At 69.7% G+C, this 23,058-nt stretch carries 19 protein-coding genes; 6 read left to right on the forward strand and 13 right to left on the reverse strand.

The window, feature by feature from the left end; all coding sequences use genetic code 11:
* Window positions 1–79: 79 nt before the first annotated feature.
* The 3 genes from QTI17_RS23950 to QTI17_RS23960 are packed head-to-tail and all read right to left on the reverse strand — an operon-like array spanning window position 80 to window position 2,462.
* Complete coding sequence (locus QTI17_RS23950) at window positions 80–1,045, reverse strand: threonine/serine dehydratase (protein ID WP_286536137.1); 966 nt, start codon at window positions 1,043–1,045, stop codon at window positions 80–82.
* The gene (gene ispH, locus QTI17_RS23955; protein WP_286536140.1) at window positions 1,042–2,007 is read right to left on the reverse strand and encodes a 4-hydroxy-3-methylbut-2-enyl diphosphate reductase; all 966 of its coding nucleotides are present in this window, start codon (window positions 2,005–2,007) and stop codon (window positions 1,042–1,044) included. The genes QTI17_RS23950 and ispH overlap by 4 nt, the downstream gene beginning before the upstream one ends.
* Window positions 2,004–2,462 carry an FKBP-type peptidyl-prolyl cis-trans isomerase gene (locus tag QTI17_RS23960; RefSeq protein ID WP_286523309.1) on the reverse strand — a complete coding sequence of 153 codons (459 nt, stop codon included), beginning with the start codon at window positions 2,460–2,462 and terminating at the stop codon, window positions 2,004–2,006. Before QTI17_RS23960 ends, ispH begins: the two co-directional genes overlap by 4 nt.
* A 64-nt stretch (window positions 2,463–2,526) precedes the next feature.
* On the opposite strand from QTI17_RS23960, the gene radC reads away from it, so the two are divergent.
* The 4 genes from radC to QTI17_RS23980 all read left to right on the forward strand — a co-directional run bounded on the left by radC (window position 2,527) and on the right by QTI17_RS23980 (window position 6,495).
* The gene (radC, locus tag QTI17_RS23965) at window positions 2,527–3,204 is read left to right on the forward strand and encodes a RadC family protein (RefSeq protein WP_286536141.1); all 678 of its coding nucleotides are present in this window, start codon (window positions 2,527–2,529) and stop codon (window positions 3,202–3,204) included.
* Window positions 3,205–3,289: 85 nt separating this feature from the next.
* Window positions 3,290–3,967 (forward strand): response regulator transcription factor, encoded by a 678-nt coding sequence (locus tag QTI17_RS23970; protein ID WP_286536142.1) that lies wholly within the window; start codon window positions 3,290–3,292, stop codon window positions 3,965–3,967.
* Window positions 3,968–3,984: 17 nt separating this feature from the next.
* Entirely contained in the window at window positions 3,985–5,826 is a 1,842-nt protein-coding gene (locus QTI17_RS23975) for a sensor histidine kinase (protein WP_286536144.1), read from the forward strand.
* A gap of 12 nt (window positions 5,827–5,838) precedes the next feature.
* Window positions 5,839–6,495 carry a Smr/MutS family protein gene (locus QTI17_RS23980; protein WP_286536146.1) on the forward strand — a complete coding sequence of 219 codons (657 nt, stop codon included), beginning with the start codon at window positions 5,839–5,841 and terminating at the stop codon, window positions 6,493–6,495.
* Window positions 6,496–6,500: 5 nt separating this feature from the next.
* Here the strand turns inward: QTI17_RS23980 and QTI17_RS23985 are convergent, their stop codons facing one another.
* Window positions 6,501–6,920, reverse strand: a complete 420-nt coding sequence (locus QTI17_RS23985; RefSeq protein ID WP_286536147.1) for a group II truncated hemoglobin — start codon at window positions 6,918–6,920, stop codon at window positions 6,501–6,503.
* Window positions 6,921–6,959: 39 nt separating this feature from the next.
* Here QTI17_RS23985 and QTI17_RS23990 point away from each other — a divergent pair, with 39 nt between their 5' ends.
* Window positions 6,960–7,979: an isopenicillin N synthase family dioxygenase gene (locus QTI17_RS23990; RefSeq protein ID WP_286536148.1), complete on the forward strand. Its 1,020-nt coding sequence runs from the start codon at window positions 6,960–6,962 to the stop codon at window positions 7,977–7,979.
* 143 nt (window positions 7,980–8,122) lie between these two features.
* On the opposite strand, the gene QTI17_RS23995 is transcribed toward QTI17_RS23990, so the two are convergent.
* Window positions 8,123–10,639 carry an ABC transporter permease gene (locus QTI17_RS23995; RefSeq protein WP_286536150.1) on the reverse strand — a complete coding sequence of 839 codons (2,517 nt, stop codon included), beginning with the start codon at window positions 10,637–10,639 and terminating at the stop codon, window positions 8,123–8,125.
* Window positions 10,640–10,685: 46 nt separating this feature from the next.
* Entirely contained in the window at window positions 10,686–11,561 is an 876-nt protein-coding gene (locus QTI17_RS24000) for a formate dehydrogenase accessory sulfurtransferase FdhD (protein WP_286536152.1), read from the reverse strand.
* Between the two features lie 169 nt (window positions 11,562–11,730).
* Here QTI17_RS24000 and QTI17_RS24005 point away from each other — a divergent pair, with 169 nt between their 5' ends.
* Window positions 11,731–12,252: a hypothetical protein gene (locus QTI17_RS24005; RefSeq protein ID WP_286536154.1), complete on the forward strand. Its 522-nt coding sequence runs from the start codon at window positions 11,731–11,733 to the stop codon at window positions 12,250–12,252.
* A 2-nt stretch (window positions 12,253–12,254) separates the two neighbouring features.
* Here the strand turns inward: QTI17_RS24005 and QTI17_RS24010 are convergent, their stop codons facing one another.
* From QTI17_RS24010 to QTI17_RS24040, 7 genes are all read right to left on the reverse strand, one after another.
* Window positions 12,255–12,665 carry an FHA domain-containing protein gene (locus QTI17_RS24010; protein ID WP_286536156.1) on the reverse strand — a complete coding sequence of 137 codons (411 nt, stop codon included), beginning with the start codon at window positions 12,663–12,665 and terminating at the stop codon, window positions 12,255–12,257.
* 106 nt (window positions 12,666–12,771) lie between these two features.
* Window positions 12,772–13,671 carry a formate dehydrogenase accessory sulfurtransferase FdhD gene (fdhD, locus tag QTI17_RS24015; protein ID WP_503011097.1) on the reverse strand — a complete coding sequence of 300 codons (900 nt, stop codon included), beginning with the start codon at window positions 13,669–13,671 and terminating at the stop codon, window positions 12,772–12,774.
* Window positions 13,668–15,962 carry an FdhF/YdeP family oxidoreductase gene (locus tag QTI17_RS24020; protein ID WP_286536158.1) on the reverse strand — a complete coding sequence of 765 codons (2,295 nt, stop codon included), beginning with the start codon at window positions 15,960–15,962 and terminating at the stop codon, window positions 13,668–13,670. The genes fdhD and QTI17_RS24020 overlap by 4 nt, the downstream gene beginning before the upstream one ends.
* An 86-nt stretch (window positions 15,963–16,048) precedes the next feature.
* Window positions 16,049–17,242 (reverse strand): YncE family protein, encoded by a 1,194-nt coding sequence (locus tag QTI17_RS24025; protein ID WP_286536160.1) that lies wholly within the window; start codon window positions 17,240–17,242, stop codon window positions 16,049–16,051.
* Window positions 17,243–17,432: 190 nt separating this feature from the next.
* Entirely contained in the window at window positions 17,433–18,335 is a 903-nt protein-coding gene (locus QTI17_RS24030; protein ID WP_286536161.1) for a LysR family transcriptional regulator, read from the reverse strand.
* Window positions 18,317–21,208, reverse strand: a complete 2,892-nt coding sequence (gene fdhF / locus QTI17_RS24035; RefSeq protein ID WP_286536163.1) for a formate dehydrogenase subunit alpha — start codon at window positions 21,206–21,208, stop codon at window positions 18,317–18,319. Before fdhF ends, QTI17_RS24030 begins: the two co-directional genes overlap by 19 nt.
* Window positions 21,205–23,040: an NAD(P)H-dependent oxidoreductase subunit E gene (locus tag QTI17_RS24040; RefSeq protein ID WP_286536165.1), complete on the reverse strand. Its 1,836-nt coding sequence runs from the start codon at window positions 23,038–23,040 to the stop codon at window positions 21,205–21,207. The genes fdhF and QTI17_RS24040 overlap by 4 nt, the downstream gene beginning before the upstream one ends.
* Window positions 23,041–23,058: the final 18 nt, after the last annotated feature.

Genomic DNA, 23,058 nt, shown 5'->3' on the forward strand with positions numbered 1-23,058 from the left:
CCGGCTCCGCCGGGCCGCTGGTGTTGCCCCCGGTAGGGGGTGGGCGGCTACACGAAGTGAGCCAACCTGGGGGCGAGCTTTACGCCAGCGTCCCCGGATCGACGTTGGCCCCGCAAACGATCAGGCAGACCTTCTCGCCTTCGCGCGGCGCATAGGCGCCGGTCTGCAGCGCGGCCAGCGGCAGCGCCGCAGCGGCCTCGACCCCCAGCTTGAGCTCTTTCCACAGCCACGACTGGGCGGCGCGGATGGCATCGTCGGGCAGCAGCAGCGCATCGCCGACATGGTGCTGCGTGAGCGCCCAGGCGATCCCGCCGATGCGCTTCGCGCCGAGCGAGTCGGCCGCGATGCCACCGACCTCGACGTCGACCGGCTCGCCCGCCTCGCGGGCCCGCACCAGCGTCGGTGCGCGCTCGGGTTCGAGCGCCACCACGCGGCTGCGCCGTTCGAACCAGGCCGCCAGCCCGCCGATCAGGCCGCCGCCGCCGACGCTCACCAGCACCGCGTCGGGCAGGCCGCCCTGCTGCTCGATCTCGCGGCCCAGCGTGCCCGCACCGGCCACCACCTCCGGCTGGTCGTAGGCATGCGTGAGCAAGGCGCCGGTCTCGCGCTGCCGCTGCAGACAGGCCGCGAGCGCATCGGCGTATGCGGCACCGCCGACCACCACCCTGGCACCGAGCGAACGCAGCCGGGCACGCTTGGCCTCCGGCGACATCTCGGGCAGGAAGACTTCGCAAGGCACGCCGAGCGCCTGCGCGGCCGCCGCAGTGGCGATGCCGGCATTGCCGCCCGAGGCCACGATGGCGCCGCTCGGCGGAATCTCGTTGGCCAGCAGCCGGTTCATCATGCCGCGCGCCTTGAAGCTGCCGCTCACCTGCAGGTGCTCGAGCTTGAGCCAGACTTCGACACCCGGCGTGTCCACGCCCAGCGCCCGCCCCGGGAGCTTCCACAGCGGCGTCTCGCGCAGGAAGTGCGGCGCGCGCTCGCGAATCCGGCGCGCGGCGGCCTCGACGTCGCCGCGCCAGTCTTGCTGCAAGTCGCCGCTCACGAGATGTGCCCCGGCGGCGGGATGTCTTCGAGCTTGAGTCCCTTGGGCAGCGGAAACTTGAGGGTCTCCTGGATGCCGTCCATCTTGCGCACGGACACCGCGCCCAGGGCCTTGATGCGGTCGATCACCTCGCGCACCAGCACCTCGGGCGCCGAGGCGCCCGCCGTGAGGCCGATGCGGGACTTGCCCTCGAACCATTCGGGCTGCAATTCTGCGGCGGAGTCGACCATGTAGCTTTCGGTGCCGAGGCGCTGCGAGAGTTCGCGCAGCCGGTTGCTGTTGGAACTGGTCGGACTGCCGACCACGATCACCAGGTCGACCTGCGGGCTCAGCATCTTGACCGCGTCCTGCCGGTTCTGCGTGGCATAGCAGATGTCCTGCTGCTTGGGCTCGCGCACGCTCGGAAAGCGCGCCCGCACCGCGGCCGAAATCTCGGCCGCGTCGTCGACCGACAGCGTGGTCTGCGTCACGACCGCGAGCTTCGCGGTCTGGGCCGGCGCCACCTGCGCCACGTCCGCCACGTCCTCGACCAGGTGGATGCCGCTCGACAGCTGCCCCATCGTGCCCTCGACCTCGGGGTGTCCCTTGTGGCCGATCATGATGAACTCGTAGCCTTCCTTGGCCAGCTTGGCCACTTCGACGTGGACCTTGGTCACCAGCGGGCAGGTGGCGTCGAAGATCTCGAAGCCGCGCGCGCGCGCCTCGGCCTGCACCGCCTTGCTGACGCCGTGGGCGCTGAACACCAGCGTGGCGCCGGGCGGCACGTCGGCCAGGTCCTCGATGAAGACCGCGCCCTTGGCCTTGAGCTCGTTGACCACGTAGGTGTTGTGCACGATCTCGTGGCGCACGTAGATCGGCGCGCCGAACTTGGCAATGGCGCGCTCGACGATCTCGATCGCGCGGTCGACGCCGGCGCAGAAACCGCGCGGCTCGGCCAGGATGACTTCTTCGATTCCGTTCACAGCACGCCGATCAGCTTCACTTCGAAGGTCACGGGCTGCCCTGCGAGTGGATGGTTGAAATCGAAGCGCACCGCGGTCGCGTTCGACTCGATCACCGCGCCGGCATAGCTGCCGGTGCCGTCGGGCGTGGGGAACTGGATCACGTCGCCGATGGCGTATGGCTCGTCGGGGTCGCCGATCTGGGTCAGCAGCTTGCGCGCGACCCACTGCTGCATCTCGACATTGCGCTCGCCGAAGGCCTCGCCCGCCGGCAGCTCGAAGGTGGCGTGCGCCCCTTCCGCCAGGCCGATCAGGCGCTGCTCGACCGCCGGCGACAGCTCGCCGGTGCCGAGCGACAGCGTGGCCGGCTTGTCGTCGAAGGTGTTGATGATGTCGCCCGCAGGACCGGACAGCCGATAGTGCAGCGTGAGGAAGGAACCGGGCGTGACGACGGCGGCGGTGGAAATCGAAGACAAGGTGAGGGGTCCCTATAGACTGGGCCCCTATTTTAGGGAGTGGGGTCAGAACCCCGTAGGCACCATGTCTTTCAAGGACTTGCCGGATGGCGCGCGGCCGCGCGAGCGACTCATCTCGCTCGGCGCCGGTGCGCTGGCCGATGCCGAACTGCTGGCGCTGCTGCTGCGCACCGGCCTGCGCGGCAAGAACGTGCTCCAGCTCTCGCAGGAATTGCTGGATCGCTTCGACGGCCTTTCCGGCCTGCTCCACGCCGGGCTCGACGACCTGAAGCAGGTCAAGGGCCTGGGCGGCACCGCCAAGCGTGCCGAACTGGCGGCGGTGCTCGAGCTCGCGCGCCGCGCGATGGCCGAGCGGCTGAAGGAGCGCGCGGTCTTCGACTCTCCCGGCGCCGTCAAGCAGTACCTGCAGCTGCACCTGGCCGCCCGGCCGCATGAAGTCTTCGCCGCCCTGTTCCTCGACGCCCAACACCGGCTGATCGCCATGGAAGAGCTGTTCCGCGGCACCCTGACCCAGACCAGCGTCTATCCGCGCGAGGTGGTCACGCGCGCGCTGCACCACCACGCCGCCGCCGTGGTGCTGGCGCACAACCACCCGAGCGGCTCGGTGGAAGCCTCGCGCGCCGATCAATCGCTCACCCAGACGCTGAAGGCCGCGCTGGCGCTGATCGACGTGCGCGTGCTCGACCACGTGATCGTCGCTCGCGGCGGCGCGCTGTCCATGGCCGAGGGCGGCATGCTCTGAGAACACTTCCGTTGTAGCCAACAATAGAAACTAAACGTAACTGATCTGGGTTCGACCGACAATGCCGGACCCCAAGGATGCAAAGGTGGCCGTGGAAGACATATTGATCGTCGATGACGACCCGTCGGTGCGCAAGCGCCTTGAACGGGTGACCGCTCAAGCGGCACCGCAGGCCCGCTGCGCGATGGCCGGTTCGCTGGCCGAAGCGCGCGAACAGCTGTCGGCCGGTCGCTTCGACTTGGCGCTGCTCGACATCGGCCTGCCGGACGGCAACGGTCTCGAACTCCTGCCCTGGATGCAGGCCCATGCACCCACGGTCGACGCGGTGGTGGTCTCCAGCCTCGGCGACGATGCGACGGTGCTGCAGGCGATCCGCGGCGGCGCCGTCGGCTACCTGCTGAAGAACGGCAGCGACGCCGAACTCGAGCTGTCGCTGGGCAGCATGCGGCGCGGCGGCGCGCCGATCGATCCGGTGATCGCACGGCGCATCCTCCAGCTGATGGCCGCGCCGCAACCCGCTCCGGTCGCGCTTGCTAACATCGGCGCGGCCCCGGCGACCACGTCGCCCGCCGAGCTGAGCGCCCGAGAGACGCAGGTGCTGCAGCTGGTGGCGCAAGGCCACAGCAACCGCGAGATCGCCCAGAGCCTCTCACTGTCCATCAACACCGTCGAATGCCACGCCAAGAACATCTACCGCAAGCTCGCGGTGCACTCGCGCGCGGGCGCGGTGTACAGCGCGCGGGTGCAGGGCTTGCTGCCCTGATCCGGGCGGCTGGATGGATGTTCGGCTGGCTGCTCGCCGGCCTGCTTTTCGCCACGACCGCCCAGTGCGCCGTCCCCCCAACGGTCGGCCAGGGCTTCGACAGCATCGAGGCCGCCCGATCCGACTGGCAGGCCTCCAGCCCGCCCGCCGATGGCTGGACGCCCGTCAGCCTGCCGGACGCCTGGGCCACGCGCTGGCCGGGGTACGACGGTGTCGTCTGGTATCGGTTCCGCTGGACCGGCGCCGCCGCGTCGCCGCCGCGCGGCCTGCTGGTCGAGTACGCCAACATGGCGGCGACCTTCATCCTGAACGGCAGCTTGATCGGCGGCGACCACGGCCTGGTCGAGCCGCTCTCGCGCGGCTGGAACCTGCCGCGCTACTGGGTGCTCGACGCACCGCTGCTGCGTCCGGGCGCCAACGAGCTGCTGATCCGCGTCTCGGGACTCGCGATCTACCAGGCCGGCCTGGGCCCGGTGAGCCTCGGCGCGCCCGAGGTGCTGCGGCCGGCCTACCGCGAATCGCTGCTGATGCGCCGCACCCTGCCGCTGCTGGGCATCGGGCTGACCCTGGTCATGGGCGTGCTGTACGGCATGCTGTGGCTGCTGCGCGGCAGCGAGCGCTCCTATGGGTGGTTCAGCCTGTTCTCGCTGATGTGGGTGCTCTACTCGCTGAACTACGTCGCGCTCGGGACCTGGCCCTTCTCGAGCACCGAGGCCTTCCAGCGCGCCAACCACGTGGCGCTGGTCGCCAGCATCGTCTGCTTCTTCATGTTCGCGCTGCATTTCTGCGAGATGGCGCGGCCACGGGTCCTGCGGGCGACGCTGCTGGTCGGCGCCGCCGCACTGGCGGCATTGATCGCGCTACCGTCGCGCCTGCTCGAGCCGGTGCGCGACATCACCGTGCTGGCCGCCCTGCTGTGCTACTTCGCCAGCTGCGCGATCATCGTCAGGCACGCCTGGGTCTCGCGCCGGCTCGAAGTCGGCGTGCTGGCGGCCTGTCTGATGCTTCCGGTGGCGGCCGGTGCCCACGACACGCTGATCTTCCTCGAGTGGCTACCCGGCACGCGCTACTACGTCAGCCTGTCTTCGAGCGCGACGCTGCTCGGCATTTCGTTCGCGCTGACCTGGCGGATGGTCAAGGGCATGCGGCTGGTGGAGCATTTCAACGCCGAGCTGCAGCAGCGGATCGACGCCGCCACCCAGCGCCTGGCGGAAGGCCTGGGCCGGCAGCACGAGGCCGAGCTGGTCCAGACCCGGCTGACCGAGCGCCTGAGCCTGGTGCGCGACCTGCACGACGGCCTCGGCATGACATTGAGCAGCCACATCCACACGCTGGGCAACCGGGGCGCCGGCGACGATGACGGCGTCGCGCTGTGGGCGCTCAAGGAAGTCAACGACGACCTGCGCCTGATCATCGAAAGCTCGGCCTTCGACGACACCGACGCGCTGGCCGACCGGCTGGTGCCGCTGCGGCATCGCTGCACCCGCCTGCTGGAGGCGGCCGGCATCGAATGCCGCTGGCAGCTGCTGGGCCTGCAGGGATGCCGCCTCGGGAGCAAGCGCGACCTGGACTTCCTGCGCGTGCTGCAGGAGGCACTGGCCAACGTGCTCAAGCACAGCGGCGCCACCCAGGTGGAGGTGGCCATCGAGGCCGTCGGGTCGCAGCTGCGGCTGTCGATCCACGACAATGGCAACGGCTTTGCCGGCGACGCCGCATCGCAGCCGTCGGGCGGCATGGGTTTGCAGAACATGCGGCTGCGGGCCGCGCGGCTCGGCGGCACACTCGACATCTGTTCGGGCGCCTCGGGCACCCTGCTCGCGCTGCATTGCCCGATCGAGGCGAGCGTCCCGGCCACCTGAACCACTTTCGCCATGCCCGCCAAATCGAACCACCTCAAGAGCCTTTCCGACCTCAAGCAGGTGCAGCGCTCGCTCGCCGAGCGGCGCGCGCAAGAGGCCGCCGAGGCGGCCGCGGACGCCGCGGCCAAGAAGAAGCGCCTGGCCGACCAGGACCTGTTCTCGCGCGCGATCGGCGCCACCCAACCGCTGCGCAGGAAGGCCTCGGTACCCCTCGCGCCCGAGCCGCCGGCGCCGATCCCGGTCCAGCAGCAGCTCGACGACCAGCGCGTGCTGCGCGAATCCCTGTCCGACGAATTCGACGTCAGCACCCTGCTCGACGCCGACGATGCGATGAGCTTCCGGCGGCCCGGCATCCACACCGACGTCACGCGCAAGCTGCGGGCCGGCGAATGGTCGATCCAGCGCCAGCTCGATCTCCACGGGATGCGCAGCGACGAGGCCCGCGAGGCGCTCGGCGCCTTCATCCGGGAGGCCTGGAAGCAGGGCGTGCGCTGCGTGCGCGTGGTGCACGGCAAGGGCCACGGCTCGCCGGGCAAGCAGCCGGTGCTCAAGGCCAAGGTGCAGCGCTGGCTGATCCAGAAGAACGAGACCCTGGCCTTCGTGCAGGCCAAGCCGGCCGAGGGCGGCGGCGGCGCGCTGGTGGTGCTGCTGGCGCCGTCGCGGCGCTGAGGGCGCTAACCGCCCTTGTTCCGCATCCAGTCCGCCGTCTGGAAGAACGACCCGCGCAGGCGCTCGCGCAAGTCCTCCGGCACGCCGGTCTCGCCCATCGCCTGGTCCATGCAGGCCAGCCACTCGTCGCGCTCGCGGATCCCGATGCTGTGGCCGCCGATGCTTTGCGGCAGATGCCGCGCGCGCAGCATCGGATGGCCGAAGCGGTCGGTGTAGTGCTGCGGCCCGCCGAGCCAGCCGCAGAGGAACCAGAACAGGCGCTGGCGCGCGTTGTCGAGCGAGCTGCCGTGCACCGCGCGCAGTTGCGCATAGGCCGGCTCGAGGTCCATGAGGTCGTAGAAGCGCTCGACCAGCGCGTGGACCGCGGCTTCGCCGCCGATCCATTCGAATGGGGTGTCGAAGGGCGGTTTGTCCTGGATTTGCATGGACGCCATTGTCCCAAGACTTGAGGCACCATCGCAGCCATGGTCGATTCAACCCCCTCCTCCCGCGGCGAAAGCTTGCCCGTGATCAACATCTCGGCCCTGGTCGCCGGCGGCCCCGGGCGCGAACAGGCGGCGGCGCAGATCGGCGTCGCCTGCCGGGCTCACGGCTTCTTCTACGTCACCGGCCACGGCGTCGACCCTGCGCTGGTGCAGCGCCTCGATGACCTGAGCCGCCGCTTCTTCGCACTCGACGAGCCGACCAAGATGCGCTGGCGAATGGCCCTCGGCGGCCGGGCCTGGCGCGGCTACTTCCCGCTCGGCGGCGAACTCACCTCCGGCCGGCCCGACTGGAAGGAAGGCCTCTACCTCGGCACCGAACTGCCTGCCGACAATCCGCTGGTGCGCGCCGGCACGCCGGTGCACGGGCCCAACCTGTTCCCCGACATCGATGGCTTCCGCGCCACTGTGCTGGCCTACATCGACGCCGTCACGCGGCTCGGCCACCGCCTGATGGAAGGCATCGCGCTGAGCCTGGGCCTGCCGGCCGACTATTTCGCCGAGCGCTACACGGCCGACCCGCTGATCCTGTTCCGGATCTTCAACTATCCGACGCAGCCGGTGCCCGACGGCATGGACGTGCACTGGGGCGTCGGCGAGCACACCGACTACGGCCTGCTCACGATCCTGCGCCAGGACGACGTGGGCGGCCTGCAGGTGCGCACGCCCGGCGGCTGGATCGAGGCGCCGCCTGTCGCGCAGTCCTTCGTCTGCAACATCGGCGACATGCTCGACCGCATGACCGGCGGGCTCTACAAGTCGACCCCCCACCGCGTGACGCGCAACACCTCGGGCCGCGACCGGCTGTCCTTCCCGCTGTTCTTCGATCCGAATTTCGAGGCCCGGGTCCGGCGCATCGAAGGGCTGGACAGCGCCGCCACGGACGACAGCGCCGAGCGCTGGGACCGCGCCAACGTCCATGCCTTCAGCGGCCGCTACGGCGACTACCTGCTGGCCAAGGTGTCGAAGGTGTTCCCGCAGTTGCGCGACGAGGTGCTGTAAACGGTCAGAAGCCGGGGTGAACGTTCGCTGCGCAGAGCACACCATCGGCGCGAGCCGTCAAGTCGGTGGCTCATCCTCGGCCACACCGCACGGCGCCACCCGGTGCCCTCGGCACGCGCCATGACCCCGCATCCACCCCGCAGCTACTCCGCAGCCTGCCGCAGCGTCGCCACCACCGGCCGCCGCAGCACTTCGCGCAGTCCCCACCAGCCGGCCGCGAGGGCCAGCGCCGCGCCCGCCAGGGCGCCGGCGATCGGCACCAGCGGCGACGCGGTCCAGGTGAAATCGAACACGAAGCGCGCCAGCGCCCAGCCGATGACCGAGGCCACGATGCTGGCCAGGAAGCCGGCCAGCAGGCCGACACCCGCCAGTTCCGCGCGCTGCACCTGCCGCAGCAGGCTGGCCCGCGCACCCACTGCCCGCATCACGGCGAACTCGCGCGCACGCTCCTCGCGGGTCGCGGTGACCGCCGCGAAAAGCACCACCAGCCCGGCCGCGAGCGTGAAGCCGAACAGGAACTCGACCGCCCGGATCACCTGGTCGAGCACCCGCTGCACCTGGCCGATGGTGGCGCTCATGTCGACGTTGGTGACGTTCGGATAGCTGCGCACCAGCGCGTTGTCGAAGCCCTTGACCTCCGGCGCGCGGAAGGCGCCCATGTAAGTCACGGGCACGTCGGCCAGCGCCGCGACCGTGTACATGACGAAGAAATTGGCGTGCATCGAGCCCCAGTCGACCTTGCGCAGCGAGGTGATCCGGGCCTCGTTCTGCTGGCCGCCGATGTCGAAGCGCAGGGTGTCGCCGAGCTTCAGGCCCAGCGTCTGGGCCAGCCCTTCCTCGACGCTCAGTTCGCCCGCGGCATCGGGCGTCCAGGCCCCCGCGGTGATCTGGTTGTGCGGCGGCGCCTCGGCGCTGTTGCTGAGGTTGAATTCGCGGTCGACCAGCCGCTTGGCGCGGTCTTCGGTGTAGTCGTCCGGCGACACCGGCCGGTCGTTGATCGCCACCAATCGGCCGCGGATCATCGGGTACCAGTCGAACTTGCGTACGCCACCGTCGCGCAGGCTCTGCTGGAAGGCGTCGCTCTGGTCGGGCATGACGTTGATCACGAAGCGGTTCGGCGCATCCGGCGGCGTGGCCGCGCGCCAGCTCGACACCAGGTCGGTGCGCAGCAGCACGAGCAGGATCAGCGCCAGCAGGCCGACCGCCAGCGCGCTCACCTGCACCACCGCATAGGCGGGCCGGGCCGAGATCTGGCGCGTCGCCAGCACCAGCCAGCGCGGCGCCGTGGTCTCGTTGACGCTGCGCCGCAGCACCTTGACGGCGAGCCAGCTCAGGAGCGCGAACACCGCCACCGCCACCGCAAACCCGCCGACCGCGATCAGCCCCAGCTTGAGGTCGCTGCTGGCCGCGACCAGCAGCGCCGCGAACCCGGCCACCCCGATGGCCAGCACGGTGATGGAGGCCGGCTTCAGGCCGCCGACATCGCGCCGGATCACGCGCAGCGGCGGGACCCGGGCGAGTTGCAGGACCGGCGGCAAGCCGAAGGCGAACAGCAGCGTGAGTCCGACGCCGAGACCGAAGGCGACCGGCCACAGGGTCGGCGCCGGCAGCGCGCTCTCGACCAGCCCCGCGAGGAGCAGCACGAAGACGTAGTGCACGCCGTAGCCGATCGCCACGCCCAGCGCGCTGGCGATCAGTCCGATGACGGCGAACTCGAAGGCATAGGCGCCGGCGATGGTGCGCTGGCTCTGGCCCAGCACGCGCAGCATCGCGCAGTCGTCGAGGTGGCTGGCCGCGAAGCCGCGTGCCGCCAACGCCACCGCCACGGCCGACAGCAGCGCCGCCAGCAGCGCCACCAGGTTGAGGAATTTCTCGGCGCGGTCGAGCGTCTGCCGCATCTCGGGGCGGCCGCTCTCGAAGGATTCGAGGCGGGCCCCACGCAGTTCGCCCTTCTTGATCGAGGCATCGACCTCGTCGCTGAAGCGCTTCACCGCCGCCGTATCGCCCGCCACCGCGAAGCGGTAGCTCACCCGGCTGGCCGGCTGCACGAGCCCGGTGCGGGCAATGTCGGCCTGGTTCAGCATCACGCGCGGCGCGAAGCTCATGAAGCCGGCGCCGCGGTCGGGCTCCAGCGTGATCACGCGAGCGATGCGCAGGCCGGCATCGCCGAGCAGCAGCGTGTCCCCGACCTTCAGCGCCAGCGCGTCGAGCAGCGGTCCGTCGACCCAGGCCTCGCCGGGCGCGGGCACCTCGCGCGTGGCCTGTCCGGGACCTTCGGCGTCGACCGCGACCTGCACCGCGCCGCGCAGCGGATAGCCGGCCGAGACCGCCTTCAGCGCCACCAGCTTGCTTGCACCGCCCTGCGCATCGCTGGCGCGCGCCATGGTCGGGAAGCCGTAGGTGCCGGCACCCGCCAGCCCGAGCGAGCGGGCCCGCTCGACGAAGGCCGGCGGCGTCGGGTTGTCGCTCGCCAGCACCGCGTCGCCGCCGAGCAGCTGGCGGGCATCGCGCTGCAGCCCGCCCTTGAGCCGGTCGGCGAAGAAGCCGACCGCGGTCAGCGCCGCCACCGCCAGCAGCACGGCGACGATCAGGAGTCGGAGTTCACCGGCGCGCAGGTCGCGCCAGAGCGTGCGCCAGCCGAGGCGAAGAAAGGCATTCATGGGCCCGACGATAGCCGAGCCGGCGGCGCCCGCGAAATCGAAGGATTTAGGGCCTGGCGCCGGCCAGCCCCGGCTGCAGCACCAGCCTCTGCGCCCCCGCGAAGCAAAGGAAGCGCCGGTTGGTCGCCCGCCCGATCGCGCACAGGCCGACCCGCTGCGCCACCTCGTGGCCCATCTGCGTGATGCCGCTGCGCGAGACGACGATCGCCACGCCCATCTGCGCCGACTTGATGACCATCTCGCTGGTCAGGCGGCCGGTGGTGTAGAAGACCCGCGCGCCGGCCAGCTGCGCCTGCATCGCGATCCAGCCGGCGATCGTGTCGATCGCATTGTGGCGGCCCACGTCCTCGACGAAGCACTGCATGCGGGCCTGGTCGCCCTCTTCGAGCGTGAAAAGGGCGCAGCCGTGCACCGAGCCGGCCGACTTGTAGGTGCTTTCCTGGAGCCGGATCGCGTCGACCAGGGCATAGAGCTGGGCCTGGGTCATGCGGGTGTCGGGCAATTGCAGGCTGTCGATGCCAGCCATGAGTTCGCCGAACACGCTGCCCTGCCCGCAGCCGGTGGTGACCACCTTCTTCGCGGTCCGCTCCTCGATCCGGTCGATGCCGGCGTGGGTCTTGACGGCCGCGGCGCCGACCTCCCAGTCGACCGTGATCGACTCGACGTCGGCCGCGGATTCGATCAGGCGCTGGTTCAGCAGGTAGCCCAGCACCAGCAGTTCGGGCTGCGCGCCGAGGGTCATGAGCGTGACCAGTTCGCGGCGGTCGACGTAGATCGTCAGGTCGCGTTCGGCAGGAATCGACACCCGGCTCGACGCGCCATGCTCGTCGACCACCTCGACTTCGCGCGTGAGCGGTGCCCGCGCCTGCGTCAGCCGCGGAAGGGCCGCTGCCACGGCCGACGGGGTTTCAGGATTCGCCATGCAGAGGACGATAGCCGAAGCCGGGCGCCTGTGGCCCAGTCACATCCTGAAGCAAGCCCGGCGCGGATTTCGTGACAAAGGTCCGCACAAAAACGAAACCTTAGTTCTCATTTTCTGAGCTTGGCGGATTTCTGCGCTCCAATGGACACATTCCACCGGAGACCCCTACATGAGCTACTACGAACACCTTCACGCACTCGAATCGCTCGAGGTGACCGTGTCCGAGCTCCTGATGGCGACCCCGGACATGAGCGATCCGCTGCTCGACCCCTCGGTCCATCAGGTGCTCAAGCTGCTGCGCGACCAGCACGCGATGGAGGCCGCATTCGCCTGCGAGTTCGTCGAAGGCCGCCAGGTCTCGCATCGCCGGGAGGACGCGCAGCGCGCCCAGTTCATCGACGAGCAGGCCGAGCCGCTCGAGCTGGCTTTCTGCAAGCAGGTGCTGCGCGCCCAGGTGCCCGCGGGCTGCTATCTGAGCGCACCGGTGGTGCTCGCCGACGGTGCGATCTACGGCACCTTCTATTCGTTCAGCTTCAATCCCGATCCGGCGCTGGAGGCGCGCGACCTCAAGAAGCTCGAGTTGGCCGCGCAGCTGGTGGCCCGTCTGATCGCCGAGCGACGCCAGGCGACGGCCATGCCGGCCCAGGCGATCGCGCCGCAAGGCCGCCCGTTGGCAGCGCAGTACGCCTGAAGTCAGCGCGCGAACACGCGGCGCTCGGGCAGGCGCCGGTTCGCGCTGCGCGCCATGTGCGCATCGATCCCCACCAGTTCGCCCGGCTGGGTCATGAGCCGAAGCGCATCGACCGGCGGCAAGGCCCGGCTGTAGAGAAAGCGCAGCTGGCAATCGCCGACCACGATCGCATCGCCGTTGACCAGGGTGTGCGACCTGACCTTCTCGTTGTTGACATAGGTGCCGTTGCGGCTGCCCATGTCGGTGAGCAGGAAATGCTCGCCGGTCCACTCGATCGCCGCGTGATGCCGGCTCACACGCTGGCTGTCGATGCAGACGCTGTTGCTGCCGGACCGCCCGATGGTGGTGATCGGACTTGCGATGTTGACCTGGCGCACGCTGCTGTTTCGAGCCAGGATGATCAGTCTTGCCATACCCCGTTCCTGTGGTTCATTGAACTGGGATCGAGCTTAGGACTTAAGTGCGCCTTCGAAAGAACGAAACAGAAGGCTTAATCCATTCCTGTTCGTTTTGGGGGCGTCAAGTTTTGGCATCCGGCCCGCGGCCCGCCGCATACAGCACGCCGCGCGGGGCCCGGCACAGCCCCCACAGCCGCAGCCCGGCCAGTTGGGCGACCTGCACGCCCATGGCCGTCGGAGCCGAGATGGTGGCGATCGCGGCAATGCCGAGGCGCGCGCACTTGCGGACCAGTTCGTGGCTGCCGCGGCTGGACAGGACGACGAAACCGGGCTCGCTGAGCCGGCCGGCGCGCGCCAGCGTGCCGAGCAGCTTGTCGAGCGCATTGTGGCGGCCCACGTCTTCCAGCACGTCGGTCAACTCGCCGCCCAGGGTCGCCCAGCCGGCCGCGTGAAGCGCGCCCGCTTCGGCATTGAGCGTCTGGCGCGCCGGCAGCGCCGCGAAGGCGCGCAGCACCGTCGGCAGGTCGACCCGTTCGATCCAGGCGCGGCGCGCGACCGGGCTGCTTTGCAGGTCGAGGGCCGCGAAGCTCTCGACACCGCAGACGCCGCATCCGGTGCGCCCGGCCATGCTGCGCCGGCGACCCTTGAGCCGCTCGAAGCTGCGCGCCGAGATCTCGAGTTGCACCTCGATGCCGTCGATGCCCTCGGGCAGGCCGGCCTGGCGCGCGCCGATCCGCCGCTGCGCGATGCCGCGGCAGTCGCGCACGTGGTCGAGGATCCCTTCGCTGAGCGCGAAGCCGAGGGCGAAGGCCTCGAGGTCCTGCGGGGTGGCCATCATCACCGCATGCGAAATGCCGTTGAAGACCACGGCCACCGGCAGCTCGGTCGCCAGCACGTCGCCGCGCGCCAGTCCCGCCGCCGGCGCACCGGCCTCGCCGAACACGCGCACGCTTCGGTGCGACAGCGGCGCCGGGGCCTCGACGTCGAACCCGACACCGGCGTCGACCAGGGCACTCGTCACAGCGGCCCCGCCGCGTGCGGCAGCAACACCACCGGGATCGACTTGGACGCCGGCGTGCCGGCATCGCGCGCCACCGATTCCAGCGGCACCAGCGGATTGGTCTCGGGGTAGTAGGCCGCGAGGTTGCCGCGCGGAATGTCGTAGGCCACCAGCTTGAAGCGGTCGGCCCGGCGTTCCTGGCCATCGTGCCAGACGGTGTGGATGTCGACCCAGTCGCCGTCCTGGAGGCCCAGCGCCCGGATGTCCTCGGCATGGATGAAGACCACGCGGCGCTGGCCGAAGACCCCTCGGTAGCGGTCGTCGTGGCCGTAGATGGTGGTGTTGTACTGGTCGTGCGAGCGGGTGCTCAGCAGCGTGAACACCACCGTGTCACCCCGCCGGGCGCGGGCCCGGTGCGAGGGCGTGTCCTGCGGCACCGCATGCGTGAAGAAGACGGCCTTGCCGGAAGGCGTGGCCCAGTCGCGCCGCGCCGCCGGATTGGGCAGGCGGAAGCCGCCCGGGACAGCGACCCGGCGGTTGAAATCCTTGAAGTCGTCGAACACCGCCTCGATCCGGTCGCGGATGCGCCCGTAGTCCTCGATCAGCGCCAGCCAAGGCGTGCGGCTGCGCGCCCCCAGCGTGGCGGCGGCCAGCCGCGCCACGATCGCCGGCTCGGACAGCAGGTGCTCCGAGGCCGGCGCGTTGATGCCCACCGACATGTGGACCATGCTCATCGAGTCTTCCACCGTCACCCCCTGCAGGCCGCCGGCCTGGCGGTCGACCTCGGTGCGGCCCAGGCAAGGCAGGATCAGCGCCTCGCGCCCGTGCACCACGTGGCTGCGATTGAGCTTGGTCGTGACGTGCACCGTGAGATCGCAGCGGCGCAGCGCCTTCCAGGTCTCGTGGGTGTCGGGCGTGGCGGCGGCGAAGTTGCCGCCGAGCGCGAAGAAGACCTTGCCGCGGCCATCGCGCATCGCGCGGATCGACTCCACCGTGTCCCAGCCGGGCTGGCGCGGCGGCTCGAAGCCGAATACATCGCGCAGCCGGTCCAGCAATTCGGCCGGCGGCTTTTCCCAGATGCCCATGGTGCGGTCGCCCTGGACATTGCTGTGGCCACGCACCGGGCAGGCGCCGGCGCCGGGCCGCCCGATGTTGCCGCGCAGCATCAGCAGGTTGACGAGCATCTGGATCGTGGCGACCGAATCGACGTGCTGCGTGATGCCCATGCCCCAGCAGACGATCGCCCTCTCGGCCTGGCGGTAGACCTCGGCGGCGGCCCGGATCTGCGCCTCGGACAGCCCCGACTCGCGCACCAGCAGCGCCCAGGACTCGGCCCGCAGGTCGGCTGCCAGGGCCTCGAAGCCGACCGAATGCTCGGCGATGAAGGCGTGGTCGAGCGTGGCCTGGCCGGCGTCCTCGCACTCGACCAGGTGCTTCATCATCCCCTTGACCAGCGCGAAATCGCCGCCGACGCGCAGCTGGAAGTAGAGAGTGCTGATCGGCGTCGAACCGAGCGTCGCCATCTCGAGCTTGTCCTGCGGGTCGGCGAAGCGCTCCAGGCCGCGCTCGCGCAGCGGATTGAAGCTCACGATCTTCGCGCCACGCCGGTGCGCCGCGCGCAACTCGCCGAGCATCCGCGGATGGTTGGTGCCCGGGTTCTGGCCGAAGATGAAGATCGCATCGGCGTGCTCGAAATCCTCCAGCGTGACCGTGCCCTTGCCGACGCCGATCTGCGGCCGCATGCCGCTGCCGCTGGGCTCGTGGCACATGTTGGAGCAGTCGGGGAAGTTGTTCGTGCCGTACTCGCGCACGAACAGCTGGTAGAGGAAGGCGGCCTCGTTGCTGGCCCGGCCCGAGGTATAGAAGATGGCCTGGTTCGGATCGGGCAGCGCCTGGAGATGGCGGGCGATCAGCGCAAAGGCGTCGTCCCAGCCGATCGGAACGTATTTGTCGCTGGCGGCGTCGTAGGCCATCGGATGCGTCAGGCGGCCCTGGTCCTCGAGCCAGAAATCGCTTTGCTCGGCCAACTGCCTGACGGTGTGCTGCGCGAACAGCTCGGGCCCGGCCCGCCGGGCGGTCGCCTCGGCCGCCACGGCCTTGGCACCGTTCTCGCAGAACTCGAAGGTCGAGGCATGGTTGCGGTCGGGCCAGGCGCAGCCGGGGCAGTCGAAGCCATCGGGCTGGTTGGCGGACAGCAGGGTCCTGGCCCCCTTCAGCGCGATGCTCTGCGCCCGCAGCGCCCGTGTCACGCTGCGCAGCGCACCCCAGCCGCCGGCCGGCCCCTGATAAAACTCGATCTTCTGTTCCTGCATGGCGGGCAGTGTTGGCGGACCCCGCCGCAGCGTCAAATTGAATCGGGACATGCCGCGATTCAAAATGCAAATGACGCGGTGTTCGCTCAGTGCGTCAGGCGGCCGCGCATCGCCGCCGGATGGCCCGCCAGTCCGAACGACTTGCCGGTGTCGACCAGGGTGTCGCCATCGACCCGCAGGATCGAGATGTCCTGGTCGATGAAGTTGCCGACATAGAGGTACTTGCCGTCGGCGCTGAACACCGCACCCTCGGGCAGCCCCCGCACCACCACTTCGTTGCCGCGCGTGACCTTCTTGCCGTCGATCCTGAGAGCCACCACCGACCCGTTGCGGTTGTAGAAGTAGGCGTTCTTGGCCGCGTTGCTGCCGCGCAGGATCAGCGCCACCGCCATCTTGCCGGTCGGGCTCACCACCAGGCCCTCGGGTCCGTCGCCGACCACCACCTTGTCGATGACGCGCGGCGGCACCGCCTCGAGGTCGATGACGCTGACCGTGTCGACCTGGCCGTCGGAGGCGCCGGCGTTGCCGTTGTCGGCCGTCAGGGCGAGCCTGCCGTCGGGCGTGACATCGACGTTGTAAGGCCAGAGGCCGACCGCGAGATCGACCTTGCCGTAGCTGACCTTCTCGCCGTCGACATCGAGCAGCGCGATCTTGTGGTTCGGAAACTTGGCCGCGAGCGCGCGCCGGCCGTCGGGCGTGAAGCGCACGTGCGACACCGATTCGCCCATCGCGACGGTGTCGATCAGGTTGACCTTCTGGCCGGCGATGCGCAGCACGCTGACCGAGTTGTCGGCTCGGTTGGCGACCAGCGCCAGGGTGCCGGCGCGGTTGATCGTGAGCCCCGAGGGCTGCTTGCCGACGACGATCGTATCGATCAGCTTCGGCGGCGAGGCGGCCAGGTCGATCACGAACAGGCGGTTGTCGGGCACCTGCTTGCGCACCCCGTTCTCCTCGACCACGAGGAGCGAATTGGCGACCAGCGCGAGCCGCTCGTCGGCTGTGATAGCCAGGTTGGTGGGCGGGCCCGCGATCGTGTTGTCGAGCGCCAGGGTTCCGACCGATCGCGGTGCCAGCGGATCGGTGCCGATGTCGATCAGCTGCACGCTGTCGCGGCCCTGCGGCGCGAGCTGCACCACGCCGGCATCGTTCCAGGACTGCTTCTCGTCGTTGGCGACCAGCATCAGCTGGCGCTGCGAGGGCGCGGCGGCGGTGCCGGCGCAGCCCGACAGGGAGATCGCGAGGGCGGCGGACATGAAGAGAAAAGAGAGGTGGGTTCGCATGGGGTTGTCTCCATGGGGTGGTTCGTCGGCAGCTTGGGCAAGGCGCTTCATCAGGCTTGCCCCGAGCCGCGGCTTCCTCCTCCAGGCTCGCTCCCCTGGGCGGCAATGTAGGCCCCGGCGGGCCGCGCGTACAGTGCCCTTTGGGCCATGAGGCGCTGCACCAAGGGGCAGTCGAGCCGCCCGGCCGGCCTCAGCCCCTGGCCTTGGTCCGCCCGCTGAAGCGCGACTCGAGGAAGTCGAGCAAGGCCCGCAGCGCTGCGCTGTTGTGGCGCCGCTGCAGGTAGGCGGCCGACAGCCACATGTCGCTGCGCACGTAGTCCTGCAGCACCGGCACCAGCTCGCCATGGTCGATGTGCGGCTGCACCAGCATCTCGGGCATGTAGATCACCCCGAAGCCCTGCATCGCGACCTGGATCAGGGGCGCCGCCTCGGTCGCATCCATGCGGCTCTTCATCGCCACGTCGAAGGGCTTGCCGTCGACTTCGAAGCGCCACTCGGGGTGGGCGCCCAACCGGGTCTGGGTCAAGGCATCGTGGCCCGCCAGTTCCCGCGGGTGCGTGGGCTTGCCGTGCTTGCGCCAGTAGAGCGGCGAGGCGCACACCACCAGGGCGCGCCGCGCCAGCTTGCGCACGATCAGGTTCTCGTCCTCGATCGGGCCGAAGTGCAGCGCCAGGTCGATGCCCTCCTCCGCCATGTCGGGGGCCCGGTTCAGAAGCTGCAGGCTGATGCTGACGTCGGGATAGTGGCCCATGAACTCGCCGATCATCTTCGGCAGGTCGCCCTGGCCCGCCCCCAGCGGCGCCGAGATGCGCAGCCGCCCGGTGGGGTGGCTGGCGTGCTCCTGGACCTCGGCCTGGGTCAGCTCGAACATCTCCATCATCGGCTTGCTGCGCTCCAGCAGCAGCGACCCGGCGTCGGTCAGGCTGACGGCACGGGTGGAGCGGTTGAGCAGCCGCACGCCCAGGCGCGTCTCGAGCTCGGCGATGTACTTGCTCACCGTGGCCTTCGAAACGTCGAGCTTGGTCGCGGCCCGGGAAAAGCTGCCGTGCGAAGCGACCTCGCGAAAGGTCCTGATCAGGTCGAGGCTGTCCATGGGTGGGGTGGATTGTCCCCCGTCGCGCCGGTTCCGTAACCTGCAGCCGCCATGGGCTGGCCGCCGCGCTCGATCCGCACCGCGCAATACTTGAACTCCGGGATCTTGCCGAAGGGGTCGAGTGCGGCGTTGGTCATCAGGTTGGCCGCCGCCTCGTAGTAGGCGAAGGGCACGAACACCGCCCCGTGCGGCGTGCCGTCGTCGCGCCGCACGTGGATCGCCACCTCGCCGCGGCGCGACCGGATGGTGATCACGTCGCCCGGCGCCAGCCCCATCGCGTCGAGATCGGCCTGGTGCATCGAGGCGGTCGCCATCGGCTCCAGCGCGTCGAGCACGCTCGCACGGCGCGTCATGCTGCCGGTGTGCCAGTGCTCGAGCTGGCGGCCGGTGATGAGCACGAAGGGGTAGTCGGCGTCGGGCCGCTCGTCGGCCGGGATGATGTCGGCCGGCACCAGCTTCACGCGGCCGTCGGCGGTCGGGAAGCGGTCGATGAACACGGTCGGCTGGCCGGGATCCTCCGCGCTCAGGCACGGGTAGGTCACGCTCGACTCGCGCTGCAGGCGCTCCCATGTGATGCCGCTGATGGCGGCATGCATGGCCTGGCGCATTTCGTCGTAGACCGCGGCCACGCCGCTTTCTTCGCCCTCGTAGTTCCAGGCCAGTCCCATGCGTCGGGCGATCTGCTGGATGATCCAGAGATCGGGCCTGGCATCGCCCGGCGGATCGAGCGCCCGCTTGCCGAGCTGCACCATGCGGTCGGTGTTGCTCACCGTGCCGGTCTTCTCGGGCCAGGCGCTGGCCGGCAGCACCACGTCGGCCAGCCAGGCGGTCTCGGTCATGAAGATGTCCTGCACCACCAGGTGCTCCAGGCTGGCGAGCGCATGGCGCGCATGGTTCAGGTCGGGGTCGCTCATGGCCGGGTTCTCGCCCATGATGTACATGCCGCGCACCTTGTGCGGATCGTCGTCGGGCGCCAGCGCCTTGTGCATGATCTCGACCACCGTGTAGCCGGGTTTCTCGTCGAGCGGCATGCCCCAGAACTCTTCGAACCACGCATGGGCGGCAGCGTTGTCGACCCGCTGGTAGTTGGGGAACATCATCGGGATCAGCCCCGCATCGCTCGCCCCCTGCACGTTGTTCTGGCCGCGCAGCGGGTGCAGGCCGGAGCCGGGCTTGCCGATCTGGCCGGTGACCGTGACCAGCGCGATCAGGCAGCGCGCGTTGTCGGTGCCATGCACGTGCTGGCTGATGCCCATGCCCCACAGCACCATCGCGCCCTTCGCGGTGGCGAAGGCGCGGGCGACTTCGCGCAGCGTCTCGGCCGGCACGCCGCAGATCGGCGCCATCGCCTCGGGGCTGTAGCCCTTCACGTTGTCGCGCAGCGCCTCGAAGTTGCTGGCGCGGTCGCGGACGAAGGCCTCGTCGACCAGGCCCTCGTCGATCACCGCGTGGATCAGCGCGTTGAGCATCGCGACATCGGTGTCGGCCTTGAACTGCAAGGTGCGCCAGGCATGCTTGCTGATGTCGGTGCGGCGCGGGTCCGCCAGCACGATCTTCGCCCCGCGCCTGGCCGCGTTCTTCATCCAGGTGGCGGCCACCGGATGGTTGGCGGTCGGATTGGAACCGATGATGAAGATCAGTTCCGCGTGATCGACGTCGTTGACCTGGTTGCTCACGGCGCCCGAGCCCACGCCTTCGAGCAGCGCCGCGACGCTGGACGCATGGCACAGCCGGGTGCAGTGGTCGACGTTGTTGCTGCCGAAGCCGGTGCGAACCAGCTTCTGGAACAGGTAGGCCTCCTCGTTGCTGCCCTTGGCGGAGCCGAACCCGGCCAGCGCCTTCGGGCCGTGCGTGTCGCGCAGGCCCTTGAGCTGGCCGGCGGCGAGCGCCAGCGCTTCTTCCCAGCTTGCTTCGCGGAAGGCTTCGCTCCAGTCGCCGGGACGCGGAGCATCGTCGAAGCCCTTGGGAACGCCGGGCTTGCGGATCAGCGGCTTGGTGAGACGCTGCGGATGGTGCGCGTAGTCGAAGCCGAAGCGGCCCTTGACGCACAGCCGGCTGTGGTTGGCAGGGCCGTCGCGGCCATCGACGCTGACGATCTTCTCGTCCTTGACGTTGTACGTGATGAGACAGCCCACACCGCAGAACGGGCACACCGAATCGACCTTGCGATCGACCGCCTGCGAGCCGATGAAGCTCTTGGGCATGAGCGCACCGGTCGGGCAGGCCTGCACGCATTCGCCGCAGGCCACGCAGGTGCTGTCGCCCATCGGGTCGTCGAGGTCGAAGACGATCTTCGAATGCTCGCCGCGCAGGGCGTAGCCGATGACGTCGTTGACCTGCTCTTCGCGGCAGGCGCGCACGCAGCGGTTGCACTGGATGCAGGCATCGAGGTTCACCGCCATCGCCGGGTGCGACACGTCGGCCGCAGGCTGCTCGCGGCGCAGCGCCTTCAGTTCGGGCCGCACTGCGACATCGAGCCGCGCCGCCCAGTCGCTGAGCTCGCCGTGCTGGCGCGTCGCGTCGTCGCCGATCCACTTGTAGCCTGCGTCCGGCATGTCCGACAGCAGCATCTCGACCACCATCTTCTGGCTCTTCAGGGCCCGTTCGCTGGTCGCCTGTACTTCCATGCCGGCGGCGACGGTGCGGCAGCAGCTCGGCGCCAGGGTGCGCTCGCCCTTTAGCTCGACCACGCAGGCGCGGCAATTGCCGTCGGGGCGCAGGCCGTCCTTGTAGCAAAGGTGCGGAATGTCGACCCCGTGGCGTTGCGCCGCCTTCAGGATGGTCTCGCCCTCGAAGGCTTCCACGGTCTTGCCGTCGAGCTGGAACTCGACCGTCTGCGGCAGCAGTTCGGCCAGCTTGGCGGGCGCGTTCATTCGGCAATCTCCTGCGGAAAATATTTCTGGATGCAGCGTATCGGGTTGGGTGCAGCCTGCCCCAATCCGCAGATGGATGCATCGCCCATGACCTGCGCGAGGTCTTCGAGCGTGGCGTTGTCCCACACCGGCGCTTCCATCAGCGCCGCCGCCTTCGCGGTGCCGACCCGGCACGGCGTGCACTGGCCGCAGCTCTCGTGCTCGAAGAAGCGCATCACGTTGAGCGCGGCATCGCGGGCGCGGTCATGCTGGCTCAGCACCATCACCGCCGCCGAGCCGATGAAGCAGCCGTGCGGCTGCAGCGTGTCGAAGTCCAGCGGGATGTCGTTCATGCGCGCCGGCAGGATGCCGCCCGATGCGCCGCCCGGCAGGTAGGCATACAGCGCGTGGCCGTCCTGCATGCCGCCGCAGTATTCGTCGATCAGTTCCTGCACCGTGATGCCGGCCGGCGCCAGCTTCACGCCCGGCGACTTCACGCGCCCGCTCACGCTGAAGCTGCGCAGCCCCTTGCGGCCGTGGCGGCCGAAGCCGCCGAACCATTGGGGTCCCTTCTGCACGATGTCGCGCACCCAGTAGAGCGTCTCGAAGTTGTGCTCCAGCGTCGGCCGGCCGAACAGGCCCACCTCCGCGATGTAGGGCGGCCGCATGCGCGGCTCGCCGCGCTTGCCTTCGATGCTTTCGATCATCGCGGACTCTTCGCCGCAGATGTACGCACCCGCGCCGCGACGCAGTTCGATGTGCGGCAGCGGACATGGCGGGTCGGCCTGCAGCTTGGCCAACTCGGCGGCGAGCAGTTCGCGGCAGTCGTGGTATTCGTCGCGCAGGTACAGGTAGCAGGCATCGATGCCAACGATGCGCGCGGCGATCAGCACCCCTTCGAGAAAGCGATGCGGATCGCGTTCGAGGTAGACGCGGTCCTTGAAGGTGCCGGGCTCGCCCTCGTCGATGTTGACCGCCATCAGCTTGGGCGCCGGCTGGTCGCGCACGATGCGCCACTTGCGTCCGGTCGGGAATCCCGCGCCGCCCAGGCCGCGCAGGCCCGAGTTCTCCATGGCGCGGATCACCGTCTCGGCCTGCTTGTCGTTGTCGACCAGAGCGGCGACCAGCTGGTAGCCGCCGTGCGCGCGGTAGGTCGCGTAGTCGGTGTAGGCCGGATGGACCTCGATCGCGCCGAGCCCCGGCGACACGCTGCGCTCGGCCAACGCCGAGGGCTCGAAGCGTGCCACCGGCTGCGCAGGCCCGGGCGGCTGCGCCCGCAGCGTGTCGCCGGAGCGCAGCGCGGCGAGCACCTTGTCGGCCGTCGCCTGCGGCACCGCGCGCTGGTGCACGGCCGCGGCGGGCGCCTGCTCGCAGCGGCCCAGGCATGGCGCCGCGACCACCCGCACGTCGTTGCGCCCGGCCTGCCCGAGCAGCGCGGGCAGCCGTGCGATCAGGTCCTTGGCGCCCGCCATCTCGCACGACAGGCTGTCGCACACGCGCACCGTGAGGCCAGGCGCCGCGTCGCCGCCGCGAACGACTTCGAAGTGGTGATAGAAGGTCGCGACCTCGAACACCTCGGCCATCGGGATGTTCATGAGCTTCGCGAGGGCGACCAGGTGGTGGTCGCGCAGGCAACCGTGCGTGTCGTTGACCTTGTGCAGGTATTCGATCAGCAGGTCACGCGGGTAGCCGTCGCCGGGCCGCGGGCCCAGCAGTTCGCCGACCTGCCGCAGCGAATCTTCTTCGGGTTGCCGCCCCTTCAGCCGGCTCTTCTTGCGAATGCGCTCGCGCAACTGGTCGGGGGTTGCGACGACGACTTCCCTGATTGTCTCTTCGGTGCCTGGGTATTGCATTTGCCTCGGCCTTGGGCG

It is taken from the genome of Variovorax sp. J31P179 (assembly GCF_030316985.1).
In the GTDB taxonomy this organism is placed as follows: Bacteria; Pseudomonadota; Gammaproteobacteria; order Burkholderiales; family Burkholderiaceae_C; genus Variovorax; species Variovorax ginsengisoli_B.

Bases quoted from the DNA above. Each gene is read 5' to 3' on its own strand.
- radC (WP_286536141.1), top strand. From the start codon at position 2,527: ATGTCTTTCAAGGACTTGCCGGATGGCGCGCGGCCGCGCGAGCGACTC.
- QTI17_RS23975 (WP_286536144.1), top strand. From the start codon at position 3,985: ATGTTCGGCTGGCTGCTCGCCGGCCTGCTTTTCGCCACGACCGCCCAG.
- QTI17_RS23980 (WP_286536146.1), top strand. From the start codon at position 5,839: ATGCCCGCCAAATCGAACCACCTCAAGAGCCTTTCCGACCTCAAGCAG.
- QTI17_RS23985 (WP_286536147.1), bottom strand. From the start codon at position 6,920: ATGCAAATCCAGGACAAACCGCCCTTCGACACCCCATTCGAATGGATC.
- QTI17_RS23990 (WP_286536148.1), top strand. From the start codon at position 6,960: ATGGTCGATTCAACCCCCTCCTCCCGCGGCGAAAGCTTGCCCGTGATC.
- QTI17_RS23995 (WP_286536150.1), bottom strand. From the start codon at position 10,639: ATGAATGCCTTTCTTCGCCTCGGCTGGCGCACGCTCTGGCGCGACCTG.
- QTI17_RS24000 (WP_286536152.1), bottom strand. From the start codon at position 11,561: ATGGCGAATCCTGAAACCCCGTCGGCCGTGGCAGCGGCCCTTCCGCGG.
- QTI17_RS24005 (WP_286536154.1), top strand. From the start codon at position 11,731: ATGAGCTACTACGAACACCTTCACGCACTCGAATCGCTCGAGGTGACC.
- QTI17_RS24010 (WP_286536156.1), bottom strand. From the start codon at position 12,665: ATGGCAAGACTGATCATCCTGGCTCGAAACAGCAGCGTGCGCCAGGTC.
- QTI17_RS24020 (WP_286536158.1), bottom strand. From the start codon at position 15,962: ATGCAGGAACAGAAGATCGAGTTTTATCAGGGGCCGGCCGGCGGCTGG.
- QTI17_RS24025 (WP_286536160.1), bottom strand. From the start codon at position 17,242: ATGCGAACCCACCTCTCTTTTCTCTTCATGTCCGCCGCCCTCGCGATC.
- QTI17_RS24030 (WP_286536161.1), bottom strand. From the start codon at position 18,335: ATGGACAGCCTCGACCTGATCAGGACCTTTCGCGAGGTCGCTTCGCAC.
- fdhF (WP_286536163.1), bottom strand. From the start codon at position 21,208: ATGAACGCGCCCGCCAAGCTGGCCGAACTGCTGCCGCAGACGGTCGAG.
- QTI17_RS24040 (WP_286536165.1), bottom strand. From the start codon at position 23,040: ATGCAATACCCAGGCACCGAAGAGACAATCAGGGAAGTCGTCGTCGCA.